This window comes from Kaistia terrae (assembly GCF_026344005.1).
Classification (GTDB): domain Bacteria; phylum Pseudomonadota; class Alphaproteobacteria; order Rhizobiales; family Kaistiaceae; genus Kaistia; species Kaistia terrae.
In genome coordinates this window covers 1,108,128-1,130,303 of sequence record NZ_JAPKNH010000001.1, presented here as the reverse complement: position 1 = coordinate 1,130,303, position 22,176 = coordinate 1,108,128, and the positions used below count along the sequence as shown (strand labels likewise).

Here is a 22,176-nt window from a genome sequence, read left to right as displayed (position 1 = left end):
TCCTGCACGTCACCGATCCCGACCACCTGAACCTGGCGCGACGTGTCGATGTCGTTCCACGAATACGCAGCACCACCGCGCACGGCCCAACCATCCGACTGCCATCCGCCATAAAGCGCGACGTGATAGCTGTCGCTGGAACCGGATGCCGCGATATCCGTGGCCTCGAAGGAGCTGTGGCTGTAGCCGCCGGCGATACCGAAACGCCATGTCTCGGCGACCGATACATCCACGCCGGTGACGAGGCCGCCGATCGAATCCGTGACCCGCGTCGCGTTGCTGCTGCCGTCGAATGCGCCCCAGCTGCCGAGGACCTGTCCCCACATCGCATAGGCCGGGTCAGACGCGGTCACCGTCGCCGGATCGTTCGTCGCCGACAGGCCATCGATGGCCTGGAGCTGGCCCGCGTTCGCGCCGGCCAGCCGGTTGATCACCGCGTCGCGCAGGAAATGCGATTGGTTGGACAATACGCTGAGCGCGCTGGCGTGAAAGGACGCCCCGCCGAGGCTGGTGAAGGCGGAGCGTGCCTGCGCCTCGCTTGCGCCGACGACCTGCTCCCAGGCCGTGCCCGAACCGATCCCGTCCAGCACGTTCGCAACCGCGATCTCGTTCGGCGTGGAAGCCAGCTCCGCGAACCGCTCGCTGCTGCGCGACGTGGTGAGATAGCCGTTGAAGCCGTCCTCGCTCAGGGTGAAATTCAGGAACGGAAAATCGGCGACGGCGACCGTTGGCGACTGCACGGTGAGGCCGCCTACTGTTTTCAGAATGGTGTAGGTGGTGCCCGGCAAAACCGGCGACTGCGCAGTATCGTAGCGCTGGATCTCGAACGTGGAACTCAGAATGGTTGCGCTTCCGCCGACATCGATGAGATCGCTTGCACTGCCGTTGATCTCGACCGTGTAGTCCGACTCCGCCTCCATCGTCAGGTCGCCGCTGATATGCAGCGTGCCGATCGAATTGCCCGGTTCGATCTTGCCGTTGCCCTTGATGGTCGCGCTCTTCACGGCGCCATTGCCAGCCAGTACGCCCCACACATTGACGTCGGAACCGGCCAGCGAACCCTTGACGACCAGCGTGCCCTTCTCGCGGACATTGGTGGTGCCGGTGAAGGCGCTGCTATTGGCGGTCAGCACCGTGGCACCGTTGATGAACTCAAGGGTGCCACCGCCCGACAAGGCAGGCGCAAACACGTATTTGCGGGTCTGGTCGGTATGATTGAAGTTGATGGTGCCTGCGCCAGCCATCGAAATGCTGCCGCCTGACATTGCAATGAAGCCGGGCGCCTTGGCATCCGCTGCGTCGGCAGTTCCCCCGCCAACGAAGAGATTCGCGTTGCCTTGGACCGAGAATATGTGGCTGCTAGATAACGAAGCTCCATCAGAAACGACAGTTTTTCCACGAAAGAGGCGAATAAAATCACTGTTAACCTCTGACCCGGCTCCCGTTACCGTTAGCAAGCTGCCGGCCGCGCTAAGATCAATTCCTCCATTTATCTTGCCGCCGTCGGAGACGGTTACCGTACCTGATCCGCCATCTGCGCCGAAGAAGATGGTGTCCGCATTCCATACGGCTCCTGCGCCGCTTACCGTTGCCTTGCCGACAGTGTTTGTGCCTCTACCCAGGTATGCGCCATAAGTGGTCGTAAGCGTCCCCCCGGGACTTACCGTGAGCGAGCTATTGGCACCAGAGATAGTCAACTGGCGGGTGAAAGCATCCGCAGCGTTGACGTTCGGACCTCGAGTGTAGATGAAGACGTTGTCGTTTTCCCCCGGCAAAACATGGGCGCCGTTCGGCAAAACTTGCCAGTTTTCGGCATCGGACCAATCGCCTTGACCTATCCATTGAATGTTTTCCGCGCGTGCAGCCGTGCCGGCCATCAACAGGCAGAGCGCCGCTGCCGGCAGGACCGCGGCACCGGTCAACAGGCTGCGGCGATGACGCGTCAACCTTCCGTCCTGGCGCAAGCCCTTGCTCGAAACGCGCATCGATATGGGGCGATGCTGGATCGGACGATTTGTTGACTGCGCCATGGCGTCCCCCGCTTGCTGGTAGTCTTTGCGCACAGATGAATGACAGGGCTGCCCGGACAATATGTCTATGCGGCCATTTCTGGCTCAGATCGCCTATAGCAGGCGATTGTTTGCCTGATATTTGAAAGCGTGCATCAATCGGAGGGTGACCCGGTCACGCGTGATGCCTGGTCTCGGCAGACATGGTCCGATTTGCCCCGTTCCTCGCGGCAGGACACGGTAGAAAGCTGCGTGCCCCAACGGCATGGACCGGACGTCAAGCTTCGTACATTCTGGTGCCGTGTGTTTTCGAGATTTCATGCCGTGTCGACCGGCGGTCTGGGGCGTTCGGATGAAGCGTGGGATGCCGCAGCTCGGCGGATTGGTGATGGGTGATGTCGTATTGGATGACACCTGCCTGTTCGCTCATCGCAACGGGGAGCAAATTCGATTCACGCGCAGCGAGCGCGCGCTCCTGCTTGTGCTTTCCCGGAACCCGCACCGCCTGATGCAACGCAGTCAGTTGCTCGGCGCGATCGCGCCGACCCAGGCCGATGCGTCCGACCGCAATGTCGACTTTCTCGTCAACCGCCTGCGTACCAAGCTCGGCGATAGCGCACGATCCCCCCGTTTCATCGCCACGCAATATGGCGAGGGCTACGTCTGGATCGCGACGAGTTTGCCCCCCGTTGCCCCCAGGCCCGATCCGGCTCCGGTCAGCGGACTTCTGGCGATAGCCGCTATCGTCCCACGGCATGACAAGCCCCTTACGGACCGTGCGGACGCTGTAACCAAGCATATGCGCGACAGGATCGCGGCTCGGCTTGGCGCAGGCGAGACCGTGATCGTGCTGGGGCGTGAAGACGGCCCTGCGACGCACGCAGCGCGCTATGTCCTGAAGGTGAGCTTTCAGGACAACGGGGATCGGTTGGATTGCACCGCTACCCTGCGCGAAGGGGCCTCACGGCGCATTATCCGGGCCTTCCGGCTCGAGTTCGGCAACGCCACCATGGCCTCGCTTCTTCCGGAGGTGGAACGCGCCTCGATCGGCATCATCGAGGCATTGCAGCGCAATCTGGCGGAGGCCTCGGAAGGGCTTGGCACACCTGCCGATCAGTCGCTTGAAATCCGCCTGCGCAACGCATCGACCCTGTTGTCGGCCTCCAACCCGAAATGGCTGGAGAAGGGTCTGCAGCTGCGTGACGCGCGAGCGCAGAATCCGACCAGTGCGGACATTGCCCTGCAATGGTGCCTGCATCTGTTTGCGCGCCTTGTCCTCACCAATCCCTTCACCGGCATCGGCCGCGATGAGCGCGACGAGATCGAGAGCGAGATCGAGGCGACCGTGCTGGATTGCCTGCCACTCATCGAAACCAACCCGCTGCTGACACTGACCGCAGCCAAGCTGCTCTATTTCGTCGATCGCGGTCATCTCGAGCTCGCCGAGGATCTCGCAGACAGGGCTTTTGCCCGTATGGCTGACTCGGCCGCCGCCTTGCCGGTGCTCGGGCAGTTGCGGCAGGCGCGGGGCGACTTCGCCGCTGCGGTGGCATTTTACGACCGCGGCATCGAGATGGCGGATCCCGATTCCGCATTCGAAGTACACATGCGTGTGCTCAGGTACATCGCGCTGCTGGCGGCAGGCGACCGCGAGGCGCTTAAGGTGCCAATGGCGTTCTCCTATGAGAGCCCGCATTCGCCGCCGGATCTCAGCGCGATGGTCACCACGCTGGTCACGCCGGCCAGCCAACAACTGCCGAAGGCTGTCAGCGATGTCCTGATCGCAGCCGGCCGCGAAGGCGCGCGCAACGCGATCGAATACACCTACATGACGTCGGTGCGCCAACTCACCTCGCTGCAGGCGCGCGCCAACATCATGCAGGGGCTCCTCGACCATTTGACCAGGCTGCATGGCAAGGATGTGGTTACGCCTGTCGTCCTTATCGGAACAGGTCTGATCGCGGCCGCTTAGGCACGCGGTTCATCGCAACTTCACTCCGTTGAAAGGCGAGCCGCGACGACACGGTTGGAGCATGCCAGCACGAACCGGACGGAGACTGAAACGCGCCGTCAGGATGCGAGAGTCCGTGATCGGCCCCATGATCCTGCGCCGCACGCGGCCGGACGTCACCGGCGCCACGTGCCCAGCCCGTTGCCGTCGAGATAGCCGACGCTGAAGGAAACGGCCTTGCCATCCTTCACGTCGAACTTGATCGAGGACAGCGAACCGAAGGCCTGGTTCTCGCCGCGCGGGGCGACGGAGAACGTGTCGCCGGCCCAGTGCGAAAGCTTCAACTTCGCGGCCTTCGGACCGGCCGAGAAGAAGAGGTCCTGTCCGTCGAGCTCGATCCTTGCCGGGCCGAAATAGTCGTTGCGGTAGGTGCCGACATAGGTAGCGGGAGCGCTGGCGGCCATGGGGTCGGTCGGCGGCTTGGCGTCGACGAGATCGCCGGCCGGGTCGTAGTAGTTCATCACCCGCGCGCGAAACAGCTCGAACCAGTCGCGCGTCGAGGCGCCATACTGGACATAATCCATGAACTGGGTCGCAACGGTCTCCGCCGCTCCGATCGGGCCGCCATTCGTCAGCACGACGATGGCGACATCGGCCGACGGAAGGATCTGCAGGTTGGTGGCCGCGCCCAACACAAAGGCGCCGGAATGGCTCATGATCGGCCGCCCGTTGGCGCCAACGCCGACATTGAAGCCATAGCCGTAAAAACCCGATCGAGCGTCCGGCGATGGCGAGGGGGCGCTGAAGGCCTGGGCGCGCAGCATGGGAGCCAGGGCCTCGGCGCTGATCATCTGCGTGCTGCCGAACTTTCCTCCGGCCAGCAGAAGCTTCAGCCATTCGGCGAGATCGACAACGTTCGACGACACCCCGCCGGCCGGGGACTGCGCGTCGGCGTTCCGGTCAAACAGCGCCTGAAAGCGCCCGTCCTCCAGCGCATGAAGCACGGTGCGATTCTTGCGGGCGAGGAATTCCTGGTGCCGCGTGCTGGTCGACGTCATGCCCAGCGGCTCAAACAACGCGCTGGCGGCGAGTTCTTCCCATGTCTGGCCGGAGGCGGCCGCGACCGCCTCGGCGCCGAGCGTGATGCCGAAATTGGCGTAGTGATAGGAAGTTCGGAACGGATCGAGCGGCAGGAGGCGCAGCCGCTCGATGATGGTGTGCCGGTCGAAACCGAGATCCTCGAGATCGTCGCCCGCCGCGAGCGGCAGGCCCGATCGGTGCGCATAAAAATCCCCGATCGTGGCGTTCGCCGTCAGATAGGGATCGGCAAGGGCAAAGGTGGGCAGGAAGCGCACCACCTTGTCATCCCATTTGACCTTGCCGGCGGTGACCTCAATGGCGGCGATTGTCCCTGCAATCGGCTTGGAAAGCGAGGCGATCTGAAACACCGTCTGTGGGTCGACCGCAGCGTCCTTGCCGATTTCGCGCACGCCGAAACCCTGGGCGAAAACCGTCTTGCCGCCATGCACGACGGCAACCGCCATGCCCGGAATGCCGCTGCGCTTCATCGTGTCGTCGATGATCGCGGGGAGCGCGGCAAGGGCCTTTTCGGTTCCGCCGGGCGCGAGGGCGATCATGTCCTGGGGTGGGATGGCGCCAAGTTCGAGCGGGATCGCTGGCGGCGACGATGCAGTCTGCGCATGGGCCGCGGCCGCCGTGAGGCTGATGCAGCCGAGAGCCATTGCGCAGACGAAGCCCCGTCCGTTCCCGCTGACGATCGAGATGGCATGCCGAAGCCGCGAGGCCGTGCTGGCCCCAACCGCACCACCGGCGCGACCGCGATCTTTTCGCGACACCGTCCAACGCTTCCTGTCCGCTTTCATGACGCCCCCGTCGTTTGGCGCCGGAGACCCCGCCGCGATTCAGCGGAGATGTTAGGCTTCAGCCTGTCATCGCGCCAGCGCGGCACCGATGATTGCACCGACAAATCGAATCGACGCTAGGGCAACCGAAGTCATAAACAGAAGCGTACAAGGATAGCACTCGACCGCCCGCCACCGGTTCTGGCAATTATACTTGACGGTGGCGGCCGTGACGCCGATGTGACGGCCGTCGCCATGGCGCCAGAATGCGCCGGATTTCGCGCACTCCCGTGGATTCTGATTGCCTTTGTCCCGACACGACAGCCCGAAACGCGGCGACATCGAAAGGGAGGAATGCGACACCAAAAGAAATCGCTTTCTACCCGGTGTCAGCGAACCAAAGGTAACGCAAGTAAATGTTTCGTTCTGCCGATTTCGTGCCAATATGACGCTAGGGCATCATGCGAAATGGCGCCCGGCTTGAGGGGGAGCCATGACAACCAGACGGGACTTTCTTCGATACGCAGCGCTCGGGGCAGGCGCTTTCACCATCTCGCGGGCGCTGCCTGCCTTCGCACATGAAGCGCCGCGTCTGGTCGATCCCGTTTCGGCGGCCCTGGAGCGCCTCAGCGCGGCCGGATGGCGATCGCTTCTCCTGGAAGCCACCGGCGGCGAACTGGATATCGGGGCGCGTGACCTTTCGAGCGAACTGACGAAGCCCTTGTCGCGCATCGATCGGACCTATCCCGGCTTCGGTGATTTCTCGCTCGCCGGAAAAAGCGCGGTCGAACCGGGCAGCCCAGACCGGAGCCTGCTTTATCATGCGTTTGCATCGCCAACCGTCGTCATGGACCCCGCCGGTCGGCCGCTCGGCGACTTCCCGAGCCTTGCCGAAATCGAAGCGGTGGAGAACTTCGTCTACGGCGTCCATCCTCCGACCATGAAGGATCTGCGGGACCGTGCCGGCGGCAAGCCGCTCGGCATCGTCGTGTTCGCGCCGCAATATCAGAATGCGCCGATGTCCGTGCATGGCCGCCATGCGGAGCTTTGCTTCTCGCGTTCCGGCATCGCCCGCCTCGGCACGCTCGCCCCGACTTACGACGCGAAAGAGCGCGGCTTCGTTGCGGCGGACGAGGCGCGGCCGTTCGACTTCCCCGTTCTGCCGCGACGCTTCGCGCCCTATCTCGCGATCGAGATGACAGGCGCGGCCGAGGCCTTCGGTCCCCAGGATCCGCAGCCGGGAGACGAGAAACTCGCCTTCTGGGTGCCGATCCACAAGCTCTTCAGCGGCAGCGAGTGCATCGCGGACCTCGACCTGGAGGTCGATCTGCGCCGCAACCTCCGCAATGACGGCCTCGCGCAGTTCCACCGCTTTCTCGACCTGCAGGGCCTCAAGAACAACTGGCGCGGCGAGGATCTCGAGAATTTTCCGTTCCTGATCAAGGACGAGAGGATCGGCTCCCTGTCGCAGCGACGCGGTTTCGGTGGCGGCCTGCTCGAACCCCGCGCCAATCCGCTCGTCACGGCCGCCCAGTATGAAGGACGGTTGCTGACGTTTCCGGTCGACGGGAAATACACGTCGGACCTCGGCAATCTGCAACTCTCCGCGATGCAGGTCCTGCCCTTGGGCGATGAGGACGAGCAGCCGCGCTACATGCTGGATTCGGCGCAGGATGCGCAGCGGCCAGCCCCCGAATACATCAACATCCGTCACCGCGTCCTTCCCAACGGCCAGATCGAGAACCTAAATCTGCGGCCGGACATGGACGAAGTCATCGCAGCCGGAGGCTATGAGGCGCTGCATTACTATGATGGCGTCGGGGACGGCTGGATCGAGGCAATCTGCCCGCAACTTGCCGAAAGCGTCGATGCGGTGAAGCCCGCCTATGCCATGGTTGCCCTGCCAGATTTCTTCCCTGGCGTCACGCAGCGCGACCTGATGACCTGGTGGCAGACCGAGGTTCCCGAGGCGATCCGGGGCTCGCTCTGGGCCATCCACCCGCTCGCGCTTTCGCAGACCCGGATTGCCGGCAATGTCACCCTGCCGGCCGGCTTCAGCCTGGACGACACGACGATCACGGCGATCGTCACCCAGCCCGGAACAGAGCCTCGCGTCGCGCAGACGCCAAACGGTCCCTGGACCGTCCGCAAGACGGGCCTGCCGGACGGCTCTCCCGGCCTCTTTGATCCGGGTTGGGATACGAGCCAGGGCATCTATTTTTCAGACCCGAACCTGCCGCTGCAGCGATTCATGGCCGGCTACGGGCTCGGCTCGCCGTTCATAGAGGACGCCAAATTGTGCGCGGCGCTCGGGGCCTACTGGCCGGGCGTGGCGCCGGACTCGACCCGAACCTTCGCGCCCGACAAGAAGATCGGCGGTCGTCGCTATCCCTATCCCACCATCGCGCCGCTGACGGATGAGGAGATCGGCAGCGCGCCGCTCGCCGATGGCCGCTATCTGTCCTGGGACGGCGTGCGCGGCCCACAGCTGATCGCCATCGAGGACCAGCCGGTGGTCGCCTATCCCAACGCCTTCCGGGTCGATTACATCGACATGGTCGGCACCATGACAGCCGCGCTGACCGCGCGCATCGATGCCGAGGAATACAAGCGGCGCATCCTCGCCATGGCCGCCATCTACTGGGCGCTCGGCATTCGCGATCCCGAATTCGTCCAACGCTTCGGGGCCGTCGACGCGGTCAATCAGGTATTGCGGGAGAAGGCCACCTGGGCGGTCCTCTCCTTCCGCACCGTCGCCGAGGGCGACGCGGATCTGGGCGAGGCCGAAAAGGTGTCGGGTGCAAACCTTGGCGATGGGCCCGGCGGATCGCCTCGCTATCGGTTCCACGTCTTTCGCTGGGGCGCGCAGACGGCCGATCCGTCAGACCAGCACACCACGCATGTCGAGGTTCTGGAGCAGGCGACAGCCTATGTCCGTGGCAACACCGTCTTGATTCAGCGCGCAGGAAAGCCGTGGACCGTCGATCGTTCGATACCGACATAGTCGTTGTCGGGGGCGGCCCGGCGGGCAGCGCTACCGCCATTTCCTGCGCCCAGCGCGGGCTGAGGGTGATCCTTTGCGAGCGCGAGAAGGGCGATCGCGACCGGCCCGGGGAGACGCTGCATCCCGGCGCCGAGGCGATCCTGACCCAGCTCGGCGTCGCTGACCGTCTCGCCGGCGTGACCGGCGCGCGCCACGAGGGGATCTGGATCGAGAAATCGGGCAAGCGCCACTTCGAAGCCTTTGGCGGCGGGGTCGGGGACCGCTGGATGGGCCTGCAGGTCTGGCGCGCCGATTTCGACGCCCTGCTGCTCGGCCGTGCCGCTGAACTTGGCGTCGAAATCCGCAGGGGCTGCGCGCCGCGTGACGTGCTCCGCACCGGCCCGGCCGTTTGCGGCGTGCGCATGGCCGATGGCGATATCTCGGCGCGGATGGTGGTCGACGCGACGGGCGCCGCGCGCTGGCTCGGGCGTATTATGAGCATAGACACGCCCGCCCGTTCGCCACGATTGATCGCCCATTACGGTTATGCCGAAGGCTCCTGCCCCGAACGCGACCAGGCCCCGCTTCTTGTCGCCGATGCCTCGGGGTGGACGTGGACGGCACGCGTTAAGCTGGGACTCTATCAGTGGACGCGCATGCGCTTCGGCGAGACGGGGACCGACATCGGCCCACCCGAGGAACTGCGCCGCCTTTCTCCGGTCGGGCGCACGAAAGGCGCCGATGTCACATGGCGGATGGCGACACAGACCTCCGGTCCCGGCTGGTTCATCGTCGGCGACGCCGCGGCGGTGCTCGACCCAGCATCCTCGCATGGCGTGCTGAAGGCGCTGATGTCCGGCACGCTCGCCGGCCAGCTGATCGAGGCGAGCCTTTCCGGCAAGGCGCCGCCGGCCGAACTGTCGGGAGCCTATCACCGCTGGCTGGCCGGATGGTTCGAGACAGACATCCTCCAACTGGGACGCTTCTATCGCGAACTCGGCGCGATGGAATTCGCCTGATTTGATTTGGTTATTTGATGGCGCGAATCTGGTTGAGGCAACGCTCAAGCGTCGACGGGCCCCGTCAGGCATCTTGCCCAATCGACAGGCTGGCGCGGCGAATGAGGCGCCGGCCGGCTTCTACTGCCGCCGGCGGCCCGGGGTCCGCGTGTGGTTGCGCGCCGGTCTCATGTCTCAACACAGGCGGCTGTCTTCGTGGAGGTAATACCGACTTCGTTGTGGTGTCGGCGATCTGCCGAGTGGCATCTAGCCACAAATTCAGCTGACAACTGGACATTTAATGGCAATCGCCGACCGATTATCGCGATCGTCTGTCTCTATAGGCCTCGATAAGTGTGTCTTACGCTAAGGCCGGCCTATGAAGTGGCCGTAGCCTCTGAACCGAAAATTAATCCGCCGGCGACTAGTCTCGACTATCTCGATCCCGCTCCCTTGCCAGCGGGCTAGAATTCCTAATCTGCATTTCGGCGGCGGCTGGCGGCTCAAAGAGAGCCTCTTGCAAACAGAGAAAGAAAACCGGCGCGTTCATGGCCGACGGTTCCCGCATCCTCGGAACAGCCAACGCGGCCTCGGTAAGCGATGCCGGGCCGTGGCCGGTCGCGCTCGCCGTCCTGGCCGTCTCGCTCCGACGCGGGCTTGGCTGGATCCTGCTGGCAGCCGTCGTGTTCGGCGGCCTCGGTTTCTTCGCGAAATCCTCCCTGCCGCCGCGCTATACGGCGACGGCGCAATTCCTGCTCGATCCGCGCGGGTTGCCCGTGTTTCCCGGCGATGTCTCCACCGCCCAGTTCGACGCCAACAGCCAGATCGGCGTCGTCGAGAGCCAGATGCGCATCCTGACCTCCGAGCGCGTGTTGTCGAAGGTCCTGCGCGACGAGAGCCTGATGAACGATCTGGCCCCGGATGAAGATGTCGAAGCGAAGAACGCGACGCCGACCGAACCGATGCCGCTGCGCCCGAGCCTCGATTCCGCAGGCGGCAACGCCGCGGCCCTTGCAGCCCTCCAGCGTTCCATCCAGGTGACGCGGGCCGAGCGCAGCTTTGTCATCGATGTCGCGGCAACCGCCGCGACGCCGGCCGCAGCCGCCAACCTCGCCAATGCGGTGGTTGAGGCCTATGTCGAGGCGGATGCGGCGAACCGTACGGCCACCGCCCGCCGTCTGGCCGATGAGCTGACGTCCCGGCTTAACACCTTGCGGCAGCAATTGAGCGACGCCGAAGCGAAGGCCAACGCCTTCCGCATGCAGAACGGACTGATCAGCACCGGCGACCGGCTGGTGGTCGAGCAGAAGCTGGCCGACGCGGTCACCGAGGTCGGCGCCGCACAATTGCGGCTCGATCAGGCGACATCGCGCGCGGCTCAGCTCGATTCCTCGCGCCAGGATGTCGGCATGCTGGGCGCCAATGATGACACACGCTCGCTGACCCTTCTGATCGAGCGCCAGAACGCGGCGCAGGAAGATCTCGTGGCCCTGGCTGCACGGCTCGGCGATCGGCATCCCGATCTGACGGCGGCGCGCGGCCGCGTCGCGGAAATCGGACGGCGGATCGATCTCGAACTTGCCCGCATCCGGCTCGCCGCCCGCGCGGATCTCGAGCGCGCCCGCACGACGCAGCAAGCGGTCGCTCGCTCGGTCGCAACGCTCTCCGACGCTGTCGCCAAGGCACAGCAGGCGAAAATCGAGATGCGCGCGCTGGAGCAGGAGGTCGAGACCCATCGCACCCTGCTCGAATCCTTCAAGACGCGCGCCTTGCAGGCAGGCGAATTCGGCCGCATCGATCCCGGCGCCGTCCGCATCGTCTCGGTCGCGCAGCCGCCGCCGGCGCGCAAGTCGCTCGCGGGTCAACTGGCCTGGAGTGTCCTCGGTGCCGCCTTCGGCGGGATCCTCGCCATGGCCTTGCTGACGCTTCGGGCGATGCTCACCTTCGGCTCGCTTTCCCGGCTCGAGCCCCGTCGTCATGCGTCGGCCCGCCCCATGGCGTCCTCCGGCGAGATCCCGATGCCGACTTGACGATGCCCCGCTGCTCCGGTCGTCCGACAAAGCGAACCCCTCCATGATCCAGCGCAAGACGCCTCGCTTGCTGGGCTGGATCGGTTGGGCGGGCGCCGATGCGATCGGCCGGCTTGCCCTGCTTACCGGCAGTACCGTCATCCTGTCTCGGATGCTGGAGCCGCGCGATTTCGGCATAAGCGCGTTGGTCCTGACCCTCGTCGCTGTCGCCTCCGTCTGCGTCGGCGCGCCATTCGAGGAGGCGCTGGCGCAAAGGCGCGCACTGCGCCGCTCGCATCTGGGTGCCGCTCTTGCCGCCGCCTGGCTGGTGGCCCTCGTCCTGTTCGCCCTGTCCATCCCTGGCGGGTTCTGGCTTGGAAACGCTTATGGCGAACCGCAGATGCGGCTGCTGTTGCCGGTCGCCATGCTTTCGATCTTCTTCAGCGGACATTCCGATATCGCGACCGCGCTGGCGCGGCGACTGCACCGGTTCAACGATGTGGCGTTCGCGACTCTGGGCGGCCATGCGATCGGCATCGCGCTGGCGCTGGCGATCGCCTTTGGCGGCGGTGGCATCTGGGCGTTGATCGCCCAGCGCCTGCTGGTGGTCGTGGCCCGCGCCATCCTGCTGCAATGGCGGCTCGGATTCCTCATTCTACCCCGCTGGTCGAGGACGCATCTGGGCCATGTCGGCCGGTTCGCGCGTATCTCCTTCTTCGATCGACTGGCCGACAATCTGACCTATCTCGCCTTCAACAATCTCGTCGGCGCGCTCTATGGCATCACGGTTCTGGGCTATGTGAACATGGCGATGCGCCTGATCGAGCCGATCCGCGGCGCCATCATCGCCACCTCGCACAACCTTGCCTTTTCTTATTTTGCGAGCGCCGGCGACGATCCTCGCCGCCTGCGTGACCGCCTCGAGCCGGTCGTCGCCAACGCCGCCTTCGTCATCGCGCCGCTGTTCATCGGCATGGCAGCCGTGACGCCGATCCTTTTGCCGATCGTCGCCGGACCCGGCTGGGACGCGGCGATTCCCATCGCTATCTGCCTCGCTATCGGCGCCGCCATCCTGCTGCCGGCGCGCCTCGTCTATACGGCGCTGTCGGCCAGCGCCCGGCCGGAATTCAGTCTGATCGCCGCTTTGTCGGGTTTTGGCGCGACGATGGCGCTGCTGGTGCTGGCCACCCCGCTCGGACCAATCAGCGTCGGCCTGTCACGGCTTGTCGGCGATGGCTTCCAGGCGCTGTTCGCGGTTGGCCTGCCGGCCCGCCATCTCGCCTGGTCGCGGATCGACCGCTTTCGTGCTTTGCTGCCGGCCTATGGGCTCGCTTCCATCATGGGCGTGGTAGTCGCCGCGAGTGGGTTCGCCATGGACGAGATCAGCCGTCCACTGGCGCTGATCCTTTCGGTGGCGATCGGCGTTGTCTGCTATGTGGGGCTTCTGATCGTCTTCGCTCGTCCGACCTTGCGGACCCTGCTGGGGATCCTGCGGCCATCTTCCCGGCTGGCCACGACCGCGGAGTCCTGAACCCATGTCTGAAGCCATGCCTGAAATCATGTCCGATCCTATTTCCCCAAAGCCCGACCGCATGCCCGCTTTTGTCAAACCGCGCTGCCCCGTCCTGGTAACCGGCGCTACGGGCTTCATCGGATCGGTCGTCGCAGCCCGACTGGCGGCAGGCGCTTTCGCCGTGCGCGCCGGCACGCGGCGGTCGCCCTCCACGACGAACTCGCCGGAGGGCCTCGTGCCGATCCCTTGCGATCTCGACGATCGGGCGCAGATGCGCGGCGCCGTCGCGGATGTGAAACTGGTCGTTCATGCCGCCTATGGCGACGAGGCGGCCATGGTGGCGCAGTGCCGGACGCTGCTCGACGCCATGAGCGATGCGAACATCGAGCGGCTGATCTATTTCAGCTCGATCGCCGTCTATGGCGAGCGGACGGGTGCGATCGACGAAACCATGCCGCCGGTGGGCTCGCTCGGGACCTATGCCAGGGCGAAGCTCGCCTGCGAGGCACTGGTGAGTGCCTGGGCCAGCGATGCGGCGCATCCCGGCCGGCGTGCGCTGATCCTGCGGCCGGGAATTGTCTATGGCACGGGCAGCGTCTTCTGGACCGACAAACTGGCCGAGCGGATCGTCGCCGGGGCGTGGGCCGATTTCGGACCCGCTGCCGATGGCCCGGCAGCGCTTGTCCATGTCGATGATATCGGCGCGGTCGTCGCGGAAGCATCGCTCCGCCTGACCCGTGATGCGAGCGGTTGGGGCAGGGTGACAATTCTCACGCTCGTTGGACCCGAGACGCCGAGCTGGAACGCGTATTTCGCCGCTCTCACCCAGCGGATCGGCGCGCCAAAACTGCCTCGGCTCGGCGGTTTCGGCCTTGCTGTGCGACAGTTTGTTGCCGTCCTGAGCAAGATCGGGCATCGCCTGGGGCTGCCGGTGTCGCGCCGCGCGGCGCTGGCGCCGACACGCGCCGAAATGGCGATCTTCGGCCGCAAGGCCATTTACCGGACCGATGCGGCCGCCGCTCTAGGCCTGGCTTCGCGCACCGGCCTCGCCGAGGGCCTTGCGCGAACGATCGTCAAACAGCCGCCTCAGCCAAAAGCGTAGCGCCGCGCCGAACGGGCGGGCAATTCCAGCTGCCAGCCACCATCGGCCGCTAATGGCATCGCTGCCAGCGGCGCTGTCATTGGGTTGGCCTCATCGAAGCCTAGTACGGAGGCGCACTTCCGGTCGCTGGCTGTCTCGAAGCGGATATCGACCAGCGCTGCAGCTTCCGACTTGTTGATCACCACCAGTTGCACGCCCGGCCGGCCATCCGCGTTGGCGGCAGCATAAGCGACGAGATCCGGATTGCCCTCGATGGTGACGCCGAGCGATCGAGGGCCAAAACGCTGGCCGCTCGCGTCCGGCAGCCGGAACAGCCGGTAGGCCGCGCCGAGCGAGCCATCGAGACTGCCCCAATGGCTGGCAAAGGCGACGCCCTGCTGGCCGAAGCGGCCGAGTACGTCGGCCAGCGCCAGTCCCGAGGCAATCTGCCCGGCGCCGCCATAGTTGAATTCGGTGACGGCGATCGCTGTTCCGGGAAAGCCATGATCAGCGATGCGGCGCAGGCTTGGCAGCAGTGGCAAGCCGACGTCGCGGTCGCTATCGGCGTTGCCGAGCGCCCGAACCACCCAGCTCTCCTCGCGAAAACCCGGCTCGGTCAGCGAGCGCGGCGCGTCAAGCAGGGCCTTTGCCAACGCCGGATCCTCGCTGCGGAACAGGTTGCCCCGGTTGCTGTAGGGATACCAATGGACGTCGAGCGCATCGAGCAGCCGGATGCCGTCGCGCTCGGATGCCTGGCGGAAGGCGTCGAGATAGGCGGCGAGGAAGCTGCCGAACTGGCGATAATCGCTCCAGTCCGGTGCGTCCTGGAAATTGACCATCTCGGATGCGCCCCAACTGACGGGACCAAACACGCGCGCTGCCGGATCGGCCCGCTTGATCGCGCGCGCTGCCGCCAGCGAGCGTTCGAGAAAGGCGCGGATCGTCGGTTTGCCGGTCACGATGCGCGGATGCGTCTCCGGCCAGAGCCCGGGCTCGTTGTCGAGCGCATAGGCATAAATGCCCTTCTCGCTGTCGGCGCCTCCGAAGCGGGCGGTCAGGCGAGCCAGGAGTTGCGGGATGTCGGCGACAAGGCGATCGATCGGATCGCCCGCCTTCGCGCCGGGCTCCCAACGGATCGGCACGAAACGCGGCGAGGGCGCGCTGGCATTCTCCGGCACGGGGCCGTCGAAATCGGCGGCGACATAGCCGGCAAGCGGCACGGTGACGAGGCTTTTCGCCCCCATCGCCAGCGAGGATTCGTGCATCGTCTCGATCAGCCGGCCCGGCTTTTGCCAGTCACTCTCTGCGATCCCGAGCGCTTCGAGCAGGAAGGGGCCGTTGAACTGATGATAGTCCTTGCCGGAATTCGCCGCGTTGTTGACCCAGTTATAGCTGGTCATCAGATTGCCGCCGAGGCGCCGCGCCGTGACGCCGGCCGCCTGGTCGAGTTCGGCCGAGGGCGCGCCGCCGTCCATGGTGCCGATCTCGTTCGAACCGTAGATCAGCGGGCTGATCGGGGTTCCCGGTCCGCCATCGGCGATCCGCAGCATCCAGCGTGAATTGGCGCGCGCAACCGTCGGCGGCATGGCGCCGATGAGTCCGGCCGCCAATCCGCCCGCCAGCACCAAACGCCGCGTCGGTGCGTTCTGCGTCACGATACCAGGCCAGAACCGTAGAGGGCAGGGCGGAAGCGCGGCATCCAGAGCACCTTGCCAAGTCCACCAAAGACCTTCACCGAGGCCTTCTGCGCCCGAAGCCTGCTGAACGGCCGCAGCGCAATGGCGGCGATGCCGTACAGGACGATCTGCGCCATCCCGACACACATCCAGAAGGCGATGCGGCTCCATTGCGCCGGATGCAACTTGTGGTGGACCATCACCCGGATCTGGCCGCTCAGGAATTTCCGCTTGCGGACATAGGCCCAGCTCATCCGCCGCTCCGGCACCCATTCCGTCACGCTTGCCTGTGCCGACCAGGTAAAGCGCTTGCCGCCCTCGGCCAGGCGCTTGAGCAACAGCGTGTCTTCGCCGCCGGTCTCGTTCAAGCTGGTATCGAACGGGCCGCCTTCGCCCTGCAGGCAACGGACTCGGTCGAACATGGAATTGTTGGTGCCAAGATACGGGGCGAGGTCGGTCACGTCCTCGCCATCGATCCGGTCGAACTGGCGCGAGAAATACGGGGCGAGCGGGCCGATTGTCCGGCCATCCTCCGCACGCGCCGTCACGGGACCAAAGACAGCGTCGGCGCCGCTGTGCCTGGCCGTCTCGACATGCCGGCTGAGCCAGGTTTCGCATGCCTGCTCGTCATCGTCGAGAAAGGCGACCCAGCGCCCCTGCGCGGCGTTGACGCCGGCATTGCGCGCATTCGCGACGCCGGGCACCGGGGCGGAGACGTAGCGGACCGGCCGGTTGGCGCCCGGCGCGATGGCTTCGACCAGGTCGCGGGCGTTGCCATCAGACGAGTTGTCGATCACCAGGATTTCAATGTCGAGATCGGCGAGATCGGTCTGCGCAAGCGCACTCTCGACGGCGCGTCGCAGAGCCCTTGGCCGGTTCAAGGTGGGAATGACGATGGAAACGCTGCCCACCTGTAAAACCTTCATTGCCGCTTGGAAGTGTCGTTGGGCGCGCTAAAATGCAGGCTGCAGGACAATCTCGTTACGGGCTTTGCGCCGGGACGCCGATCCTGCGAATCTGTGATAGCAAGCTGGACGGATGGTCAGGATAACCGAACTAGACATACCGTCCAACAGGCGTAACCGGAGTGGCTGGACGGTGTCCGAACCTTGACCCGCCTCGGAACCGATCCGCATGAGTGATGCCCCGATACCGGTTGAACTGCGCGCGGCGAGCGACGCGCGCAGCGTCGTCGGCGCGTTCGGGCTGCATGGCGTGCTGCTGGTCGGCTTCATGGCTTATACGCTGGTCGGCACGCGCCCGTTCGCCGATGCTTCGGTAGCCGAACGTCTTGAAGGCAGCCCGCTCGACCGTCTCGTCGTGCTGGGGCTTTTCGCGCTGGCGCTGGTGGCCCTTGTCGTTCATTACCGCGCCGCGCTGTCGCTTTGTCTCCGCAACCTGCCGCTGGTCGCTCTGACCGGCTTCTCTCTGCTGAGCTTCGTCTGGTCCGATTATCCTGGCCTAACACTGCGTCGGGCTCTGCTTCTCGTCTTCCTGACCACCATTGCGGCCGGGATCGCGGCCAGTCTTCAGGATCTGCGCCGGTTCCACACGACCTGGTTCGTCGGCCTGACGCTGGTCATGCTGGTCAATCTGGTCGGGACCGCACTCTGGCCCGGCGTCGCCATCACCGACATCGGCGTGCGCGGGCTCTACAGCCAGAAGAATGTCGCCGGCCTGGTAGCGATGATCACGGTCGTCGCGGGCGCCACCTGGATGCTCGGCGCGACGCGCGCGCGCTCGGTCCTGATCGCTGCGCTGATGTTGGCCCCGGCGATCCTGTTTCTCGTTCTCACCCGCTCCAAGACGTCGATCGGCCTCGCCGGCGCCGCGCTGATGCTCATCGCCCTGTTCGCCTGCGCCGAATGGCGGGGGGCTCGCTTTATCCTGCTGATGATCTTTGTTGGCCTTGTCGGGCTGGCCGGGCTGCTTGGCCTGTTCGCGGTCTTCGATTTTGACACTAACCGGGTGCTGACGGCGACGCTGGGCGATGCGTCCTTTACCGGCCGCGACGAACTCTGGGCCTTCGCGCTGCGTTCGGCGGAGGAGCGCTTCTGGTTCGGCCATGGCTATGGCGCGTTCTGGGATGTCGGCTTGGCGGCCGATCCGCTACAGCGCCTGGAGCCGGGAACCTGGCTCGGCGACGTCGACATCGGCACCATCAACCAGGCGCATAACGGCTATCTGGAGCTCTGGCTGCATCTCGGCCTGCCGGCGATGATTGTCGCCGTCCTGATCGTCCTGAACGGGGCTCTATCCGGCACGGCGCAGGCGAGCGCGCGCGCGCTACCGCGCCCGGATCGTGCGGCGATCGGCTTCATGGCCATGCTGCTCTGGCTCTATCTCCTGCACAATCTGACCGAGGCGACCTTGTTCATGCGCGGCGCGGTGCTTTCGAACGTCGCGGTTCTGTTCCTGTTCGTGTTGTCGCGCAGCCGGGATCTCGCCGACGGTCGGCCGCAACATCTGGCCGGTGGCGGTTCTCGCATGGCCGCGCACGATGCTTTGCTCTAGGAACGAGCACGAACGGGCGGGGGCAGGCGGTTTGGGCAAGGTTACGACAACCGGTGCGACGGAGATCGATCTCTCGATCGTCATCTGCACCTTTCGACGCGAGGATCTTCTCGCCAAGGCGCTGGTGAGCATTCGCATGCAGACTCTGCCGGAGGGGACAAGCCTCACCGTCATCGTCGCCGACAACAGCGATGAGGGTTCGGCCGCCGCCGTGGTCGAAGCTGCCAATGCAGCCGGCCCGTTCGAGATCCGCTATGTCGCGGCGCATCCGGCCAATATCTCGGTCGCGCGCAATGTCGGCATCGCCGCCGCGACCTCGCCGATCATCGCCTTCATCGACGACGACGAGGAACTGGCGCCGGGCTGGCTCGCCGCCGTCGTCGCCGGCCTGCGCGAACATCCCCATGACGTTTTTTTCGGCGGCGTCGATCCCGTATTCGAGACACCTGACCGCGTGACTCCGGCGATCCAGACCCTGTTCTCGCGCCAGATCGAGGCGCCATCGGGCCAGGATGTCGTGGCGCTCGGCAAGCGCGGAGAGCGCGCCATCACGGTGGCGACCTGCAATTCGATCTTTCGTCGCGCCACAACGCTTGCCGATGACCAGCCGTTCGATCCGCGCTTCGGCCATGCCGGCGGCGAAGACCTCGATCTGTTCTGCCGCCTGCAGGCGCGCGGCCGCCGGTTCGGCTGGCTACCGGAGGCGCGGGTGTTCGAATTCGTCCCAGCCGGACGTTGCGATCCCGCCTATCTGCGCCGCCGCTTCTTTGCCGGCGGACAGGTCTATGCCGAGGCCGTCGCCGGCAACAGCGATGCGCCATTGGCCACCCGCTGCTGGCTGCGCGCCAAGGCGATGGTCCAACTCGGGCTGTTGGCCTTGCGCTATCCGCTCGTCCGGCGACAAGGGGCTGCGGCCAAGGCCGATTTTGGCTATCGCTGGGCCGGCGTGCTGGGAAAATTGTCCTTCGGCCGCCTCTATCCCGTCTACCGCGAGGCGCCCCCCCCCAAGCGCGCCTGATCCTGCTCGGCGGCAAGCGCTGCGACCTGATCGAAGATCGCCCGCCGCTTCGCCATCGACGTATCGATGGTCGACTGGATCAGGCAGGTGACATGCTCCGGCCGCAGCGAGCGGATGAACGACGCCTCGTCTTCGGCGCCGGCGAATTCATCGCCCCATCGCGAATGGCAGAGCGTGAAATCCTCCGGCATCAGGTCCGCTTGTTCGAGGCCGACCACCTGCTCGGCATAGACGCCGTACAGCACATATTCGGCGAAATGCGGGGTGCGGGCGAGGACGATGCGCCAGTCGCGGCCGGCGATGCCCTCGATCCGCTCGATCAGGCCGTGAATGACGGAGCGGCGCCAGACGACAAAGGGATTGATGTATTCCGCGCCATAATAGCGGCTGGATGGCAGGCCGAGCAGCCTTCCCGCCGTCTCCTGCCAGACGCGATGTGTCTCCATTTCGACCCGCACGGGATCGCGATAGATCCGCACCTTGCCGTCGCGGGCGAGGGCTTCGAGCGTCAAGGGGCGGATGAAGACATTGTCACTGTCGATATGGGCGACGATTTCGGCCGAGGCGTTGGCCGTGGCCGCGATCTTCATGATCTGCTGCGCGATCCAGCCGCGCACCGGCGGACTGAACGGCGTCACATAGATGTTACGGCGGGGCAGATGCAGCCGCTTGCGCCATTCCGGCCCCGGCAGCGGCAACTTCACGAACCAGCTCGGCAGTAAATCTTCCTGCGCCGCGACCGTGCGGCGGTCCGAGGCGAGATCGGCGAACAGCTTCAGGTCGGCACGCGGCACATAGAGGCTGTGCGGGATCGTTGCGGGTACGAAACGATCTATGCTCTCGCATAGCATCCGGCAGACATCGAGATCGCCCCGGAACGAGCAGGTAATCAGATTGGCTTGCGGTGTAGCGTTCATCGCGCCCAGTCCATCGGTTCGATCGGCGCGAAGCGCGATTGCACAAGGGCAGGGCGGTCGAAGCGTTCGGGATGCTGCAGCATTTCGGTCAATTCCGTCACATGCACGGCGAAATCCTCGTCGAGCCGCGACGGGCGGTCCTCGCGGATCGCGGCGGCCAACTCGGCTGGCCCGCGCAGAAAGTCCATGGTCGGCTTGCCGCGCCCGCCCTTGAACGGCACGCGCCGCGCCATCGGCAGGCGCTTGCCGAGACCGCCGCCGAGTCGACGTTCGATGAAGCGCGCGATCCGGCCCTGGCCCGGACGGCGCAGGATGACAGGCGAGGCGTAGTCCCAGGGTTCCTTGATTTCGATCGTTCCGGTCTCGCCGATGATCCGCATCCGGTGGTCATAGGGCGCGACGATGGAATTGGTCAGCCGCACAACGACGCCATTGTCATATTCGATGCAGCCGACGGAAAAATCCGGCGCGGGATGCGCAAGCGGCGGCGTGGTGCCCTTGTCGGGGACCAGCAGCGCCGCGAAGGAGGTCACGCGACGCGCCGGACCGAACAGGGCGGCGAAGACGGTCAGCGCATAGCCGGCATGTTCATAGGTACAGCCGGTCTCGAATTCGCCGCGTCCCGGCCATGGCTTGCCGCTGCGGCTGACCCAGGAATCATAACCGGCGCGATGGATCATGCCGTCGTCGATCTCGGCATAGGCGAGAAGCACCTTGCCGATCGTCCCGGCGCGGATTGCGGCCCAGGCGGTCTGCATGCTTTCGCCGAGCAGATTGCACGGCGCGGAGGCAAGCCGCACGCCGGCATTTCGCGCCGCGTCGCGAAGTGTCGCCGCCTCGGTTGCCGTCATGGCCAGTGGCTTTTCCGAGTACACATGCTTGCCGGCGGCGATAGCTGCCTGCGTCACGGCGGCGTGGCTTTCGGGATCAGTCAAGTTGAGCAGGATTGCGCAGGAACCATCGGCCAGCACCTCGTCCAGCGAGGCATAGGCGCGGCCGCCCCATGTCGCGGTGTAGGCGGCAAGGCGCTGCGGATCCCGGTCAAAGGCGCCGGCGAGGCGCAGCGTATCCGCATGCAGCGACAGGCATTGCCGGTAGGAATCGGCGACATAGCCGCAGCCGATGATCGCGATTCCCGTGGTTTGATCTGCCGCCATGTGCTTCCCGTCTCAATCGACTGCCGATTGAGCCCGGCGCCGTCCTGATTCCGCTTGTAGACGCGTAGGCTTTCCGGGGGGTTACCTGCTGAGGTAATCAGTCTTGCTGGCGGGCGATGTAGCGCGCGACGAGGCTTTGACGCCTGGCGTCAAGCTGGTGAGGTTCACCCGGTAGAGATCGGCCGAGGCGGCAACGCCGAATGCTGCAGAAGGGGCGGAGCCGCAACTTTGTTCGGGACTTTTGTCCCGTCTCTGCAGCTTTTCGCCCGGATGCTCCCGAACGAACCCGCTTCGTTCTTACCTCACGAGCTTATCGGCGGCGAACCAGCCATTCAATTTAGTCAATAAAATCAATTAATTATGGCGGACGGGGTGGGATTCGAACCCACGGAGGACTTGCACCCTCGGCGGTTTTCAAGACCGCTGCCTTAAACCACTCGGCCACCCGTCCGGGTCAATCCGGGATCAATGCTGAACCCTTGATCCGA

At 65.2% G+C, this 22,176-nt stretch carries 14 protein-coding genes and 1 tRNA gene; 8 read left to right on the top strand and 7 right to left on the bottom strand.

Translation table 11 applies throughout. The features are described from left to right. Positions 1-2,030, bottom strand: a 2,030-nt coding sequence (locus OSH12_RS05195) for an autotransporter outer membrane beta-barrel domain-containing protein (protein WP_266342406.1), incomplete at its 3' end; no start/stop codon positions are given. Positions 2,031-2,373: 343 nt separating this feature from the next. Between OSH12_RS05195 and OSH12_RS05190 the strand changes: the two genes are divergently transcribed. Beyond that, a complete protein-coding gene (locus tag OSH12_RS05190) occupies positions 2,374-3,981 on the top strand; it encodes a winged helix-turn-helix domain-containing protein (RefSeq protein ID WP_266342405.1) in 1,608 nt (535 codons plus the stop codon). Between the two features lie 155 nt (positions 3,982-4,136). On the opposite strand, the gene OSH12_RS05185 is transcribed toward OSH12_RS05190, so the two are convergent. Continuing rightward, positions 4,137-5,843 (bottom strand): serine hydrolase, encoded by a 1,707-nt coding sequence (locus OSH12_RS05185; protein ID WP_266342404.1) that lies wholly within the window; start codon positions 5,841-5,843, stop codon positions 4,137-4,139. Between the two features lie 472 nt (positions 5,844-6,315). Here OSH12_RS05185 and OSH12_RS05180 point away from each other — a divergent pair, with 472 nt between their 5' ends. From OSH12_RS05180 to OSH12_RS05160, 5 genes are all read left to right on the top strand, one after another. Then, a complete protein-coding gene (locus OSH12_RS05180; protein ID WP_266342403.1) occupies positions 6,316-8,826 on the top strand; it encodes a hypothetical protein in 2,511 nt (836 codons plus the stop codon). After that, on the top strand, positions 8,796-9,824 hold the full coding sequence (locus OSH12_RS05175) for an NAD(P)/FAD-dependent oxidoreductase (RefSeq protein ID WP_266342402.1): 1,029 nt from the start codon (positions 8,796-8,798) through the stop codon (positions 9,822-9,824). The genes OSH12_RS05180 and OSH12_RS05175 overlap by 31 nt, the downstream gene beginning before the upstream one ends. A gap of 527 nt (positions 9,825-10,351) precedes the next feature. After that, positions 10,352-11,833, top strand: coding sequence for a GumC family protein (locus tag OSH12_RS05170; RefSeq protein ID WP_266342401.1), 1,482 nt, complete (start codon positions 10,352-10,354; stop codon positions 11,831-11,833). A gap of 43 nt (positions 11,834-11,876) precedes the next feature. Then, on the top strand, positions 11,877-13,343 hold the full coding sequence (locus tag OSH12_RS05165) for an oligosaccharide flippase family protein (protein ID WP_266342400.1): 1,467 nt from the start codon (positions 11,877-11,879) through the stop codon (positions 13,341-13,343). 4 nt (positions 13,344-13,347) lie between these two features. Continuing rightward, positions 13,348-14,427, top strand: a complete 1,080-nt coding sequence (locus tag OSH12_RS05160) for an NAD-dependent epimerase/dehydratase family protein (RefSeq protein WP_266342399.1) — start codon at positions 13,348-13,350, stop codon at positions 14,425-14,427. On the opposite strand, the gene OSH12_RS05155 is transcribed toward OSH12_RS05160, so the two are convergent. Together OSH12_RS05155 and OSH12_RS05150 are read right to left on the bottom strand one after the other, a co-directional pair. Continuing rightward, positions 14,412-16,061, bottom strand: coding sequence for a glycoside hydrolase family 44 protein (locus OSH12_RS05155; protein WP_266342398.1), 1,650 nt, complete (start codon positions 16,059-16,061; stop codon positions 14,412-14,414). The two genes, OSH12_RS05160 and OSH12_RS05155, sit on opposite strands and share 16 nt — an antisense overlap. Then, positions 16,058-16,993 (bottom strand): glycosyltransferase family 2 protein, encoded by a 936-nt coding sequence (locus OSH12_RS05150; protein ID WP_266342397.1) that lies wholly within the window; start codon positions 16,991-16,993, stop codon positions 16,058-16,060. Before OSH12_RS05150 ends, OSH12_RS05155 begins: the two co-directional genes overlap by 4 nt. Positions 16,994-17,216: 223 nt before the next feature. On the opposite strand from OSH12_RS05150, the gene OSH12_RS05145 reads away from it, so the two are divergent. Continuing rightward, positions 17,217-18,596 (top strand): O-antigen ligase family protein, encoded by a 1,380-nt coding sequence (locus OSH12_RS05145; protein WP_266342396.1) that lies wholly within the window; start codon positions 17,217-17,219, stop codon positions 18,594-18,596. 31 nt (positions 18,597-18,627) lie between these two features. After that, entirely contained in the window at positions 18,628-19,614 is a 987-nt protein-coding gene (locus tag OSH12_RS05140) for a glycosyltransferase family 2 protein (protein WP_266342395.1), read from the top strand. Here OSH12_RS05140 and OSH12_RS05135 read toward each other — a convergent pair. The 3 genes from OSH12_RS05135 to OSH12_RS05125 all read right to left on the bottom strand — a co-directional run bounded on the left by OSH12_RS05135 (position 19,581) and on the right by OSH12_RS05125 (position 22,139). Continuing rightward, positions 19,581-20,531, bottom strand: coding sequence for a DUF6492 family protein (locus OSH12_RS05135; protein WP_266342394.1), 951 nt, complete (start codon positions 20,529-20,531; stop codon positions 19,581-19,583). The two genes, OSH12_RS05140 and OSH12_RS05135, sit on opposite strands and share 34 nt — an antisense overlap. Further along, complete coding sequence (locus OSH12_RS05130; RefSeq protein ID WP_266342393.1) at positions 20,528-21,688, bottom strand: Gfo/Idh/MocA family protein; 1,161 nt, start codon at positions 21,686-21,688, stop codon at positions 20,528-20,530. Before OSH12_RS05130 ends, OSH12_RS05135 begins: the two co-directional genes overlap by 4 nt. A gap of 361 nt (positions 21,689-22,049) precedes the next feature. Further along, positions 22,050-22,139, bottom strand: a tRNA-Ser gene (locus tag OSH12_RS05125). Between the last annotated feature and the right edge of the window lie 37 nt (positions 22,140-22,176).

Excerpts from the sequence above, each read along its gene's own strand:
- OSH12_RS05130 (WP_266342393.1), bottom strand. The coding sequence starts at position 21,688 with ATGGCGGCAGATCAAACCACGGGAATCGCGATCATCGGCTGCGGCTAT.
- OSH12_RS05185 (WP_266342404.1), bottom strand. The coding sequence starts at position 5,843 with ATGAAAGCGGACAGGAAGCGTTGGACGGTGTCGCGAAAAGATCGCGGT.
- OSH12_RS05180 (WP_266342403.1), top strand. The coding sequence starts at position 6,316 with ATGACAACCAGACGGGACTTTCTTCGATACGCAGCGCTCGGGGCAGGC.
- OSH12_RS05165 (WP_266342400.1), top strand. The coding sequence starts at position 11,877 with ATGATCCAGCGCAAGACGCCTCGCTTGCTGGGCTGGATCGGTTGGGCG.
- OSH12_RS05160 (WP_266342399.1), top strand. The coding sequence starts at position 13,348 with ATGTCTGAAGCCATGCCTGAAATCATGTCCGATCCTATTTCCCCAAAG.
- OSH12_RS05135 (WP_266342394.1), bottom strand. The coding sequence starts at position 20,531 with ATGAACGCTACACCGCAAGCCAATCTGATTACCTGCTCGTTCCGGGGC.
- OSH12_RS05170 (WP_266342401.1), top strand. The coding sequence starts at position 10,352 with ATGGCCGACGGTTCCCGCATCCTCGGAACAGCCAACGCGGCCTCGGTA.
- OSH12_RS05145 (WP_266342396.1), top strand. The coding sequence starts at position 17,217 with ATGAGTGATGCCCCGATACCGGTTGAACTGCGCGCGGCGAGCGACGCG.
- OSH12_RS05190 (WP_266342405.1), top strand. The coding sequence starts at position 2,374 with ATGCCGCAGCTCGGCGGATTGGTGATGGGTGATGTCGTATTGGATGAC.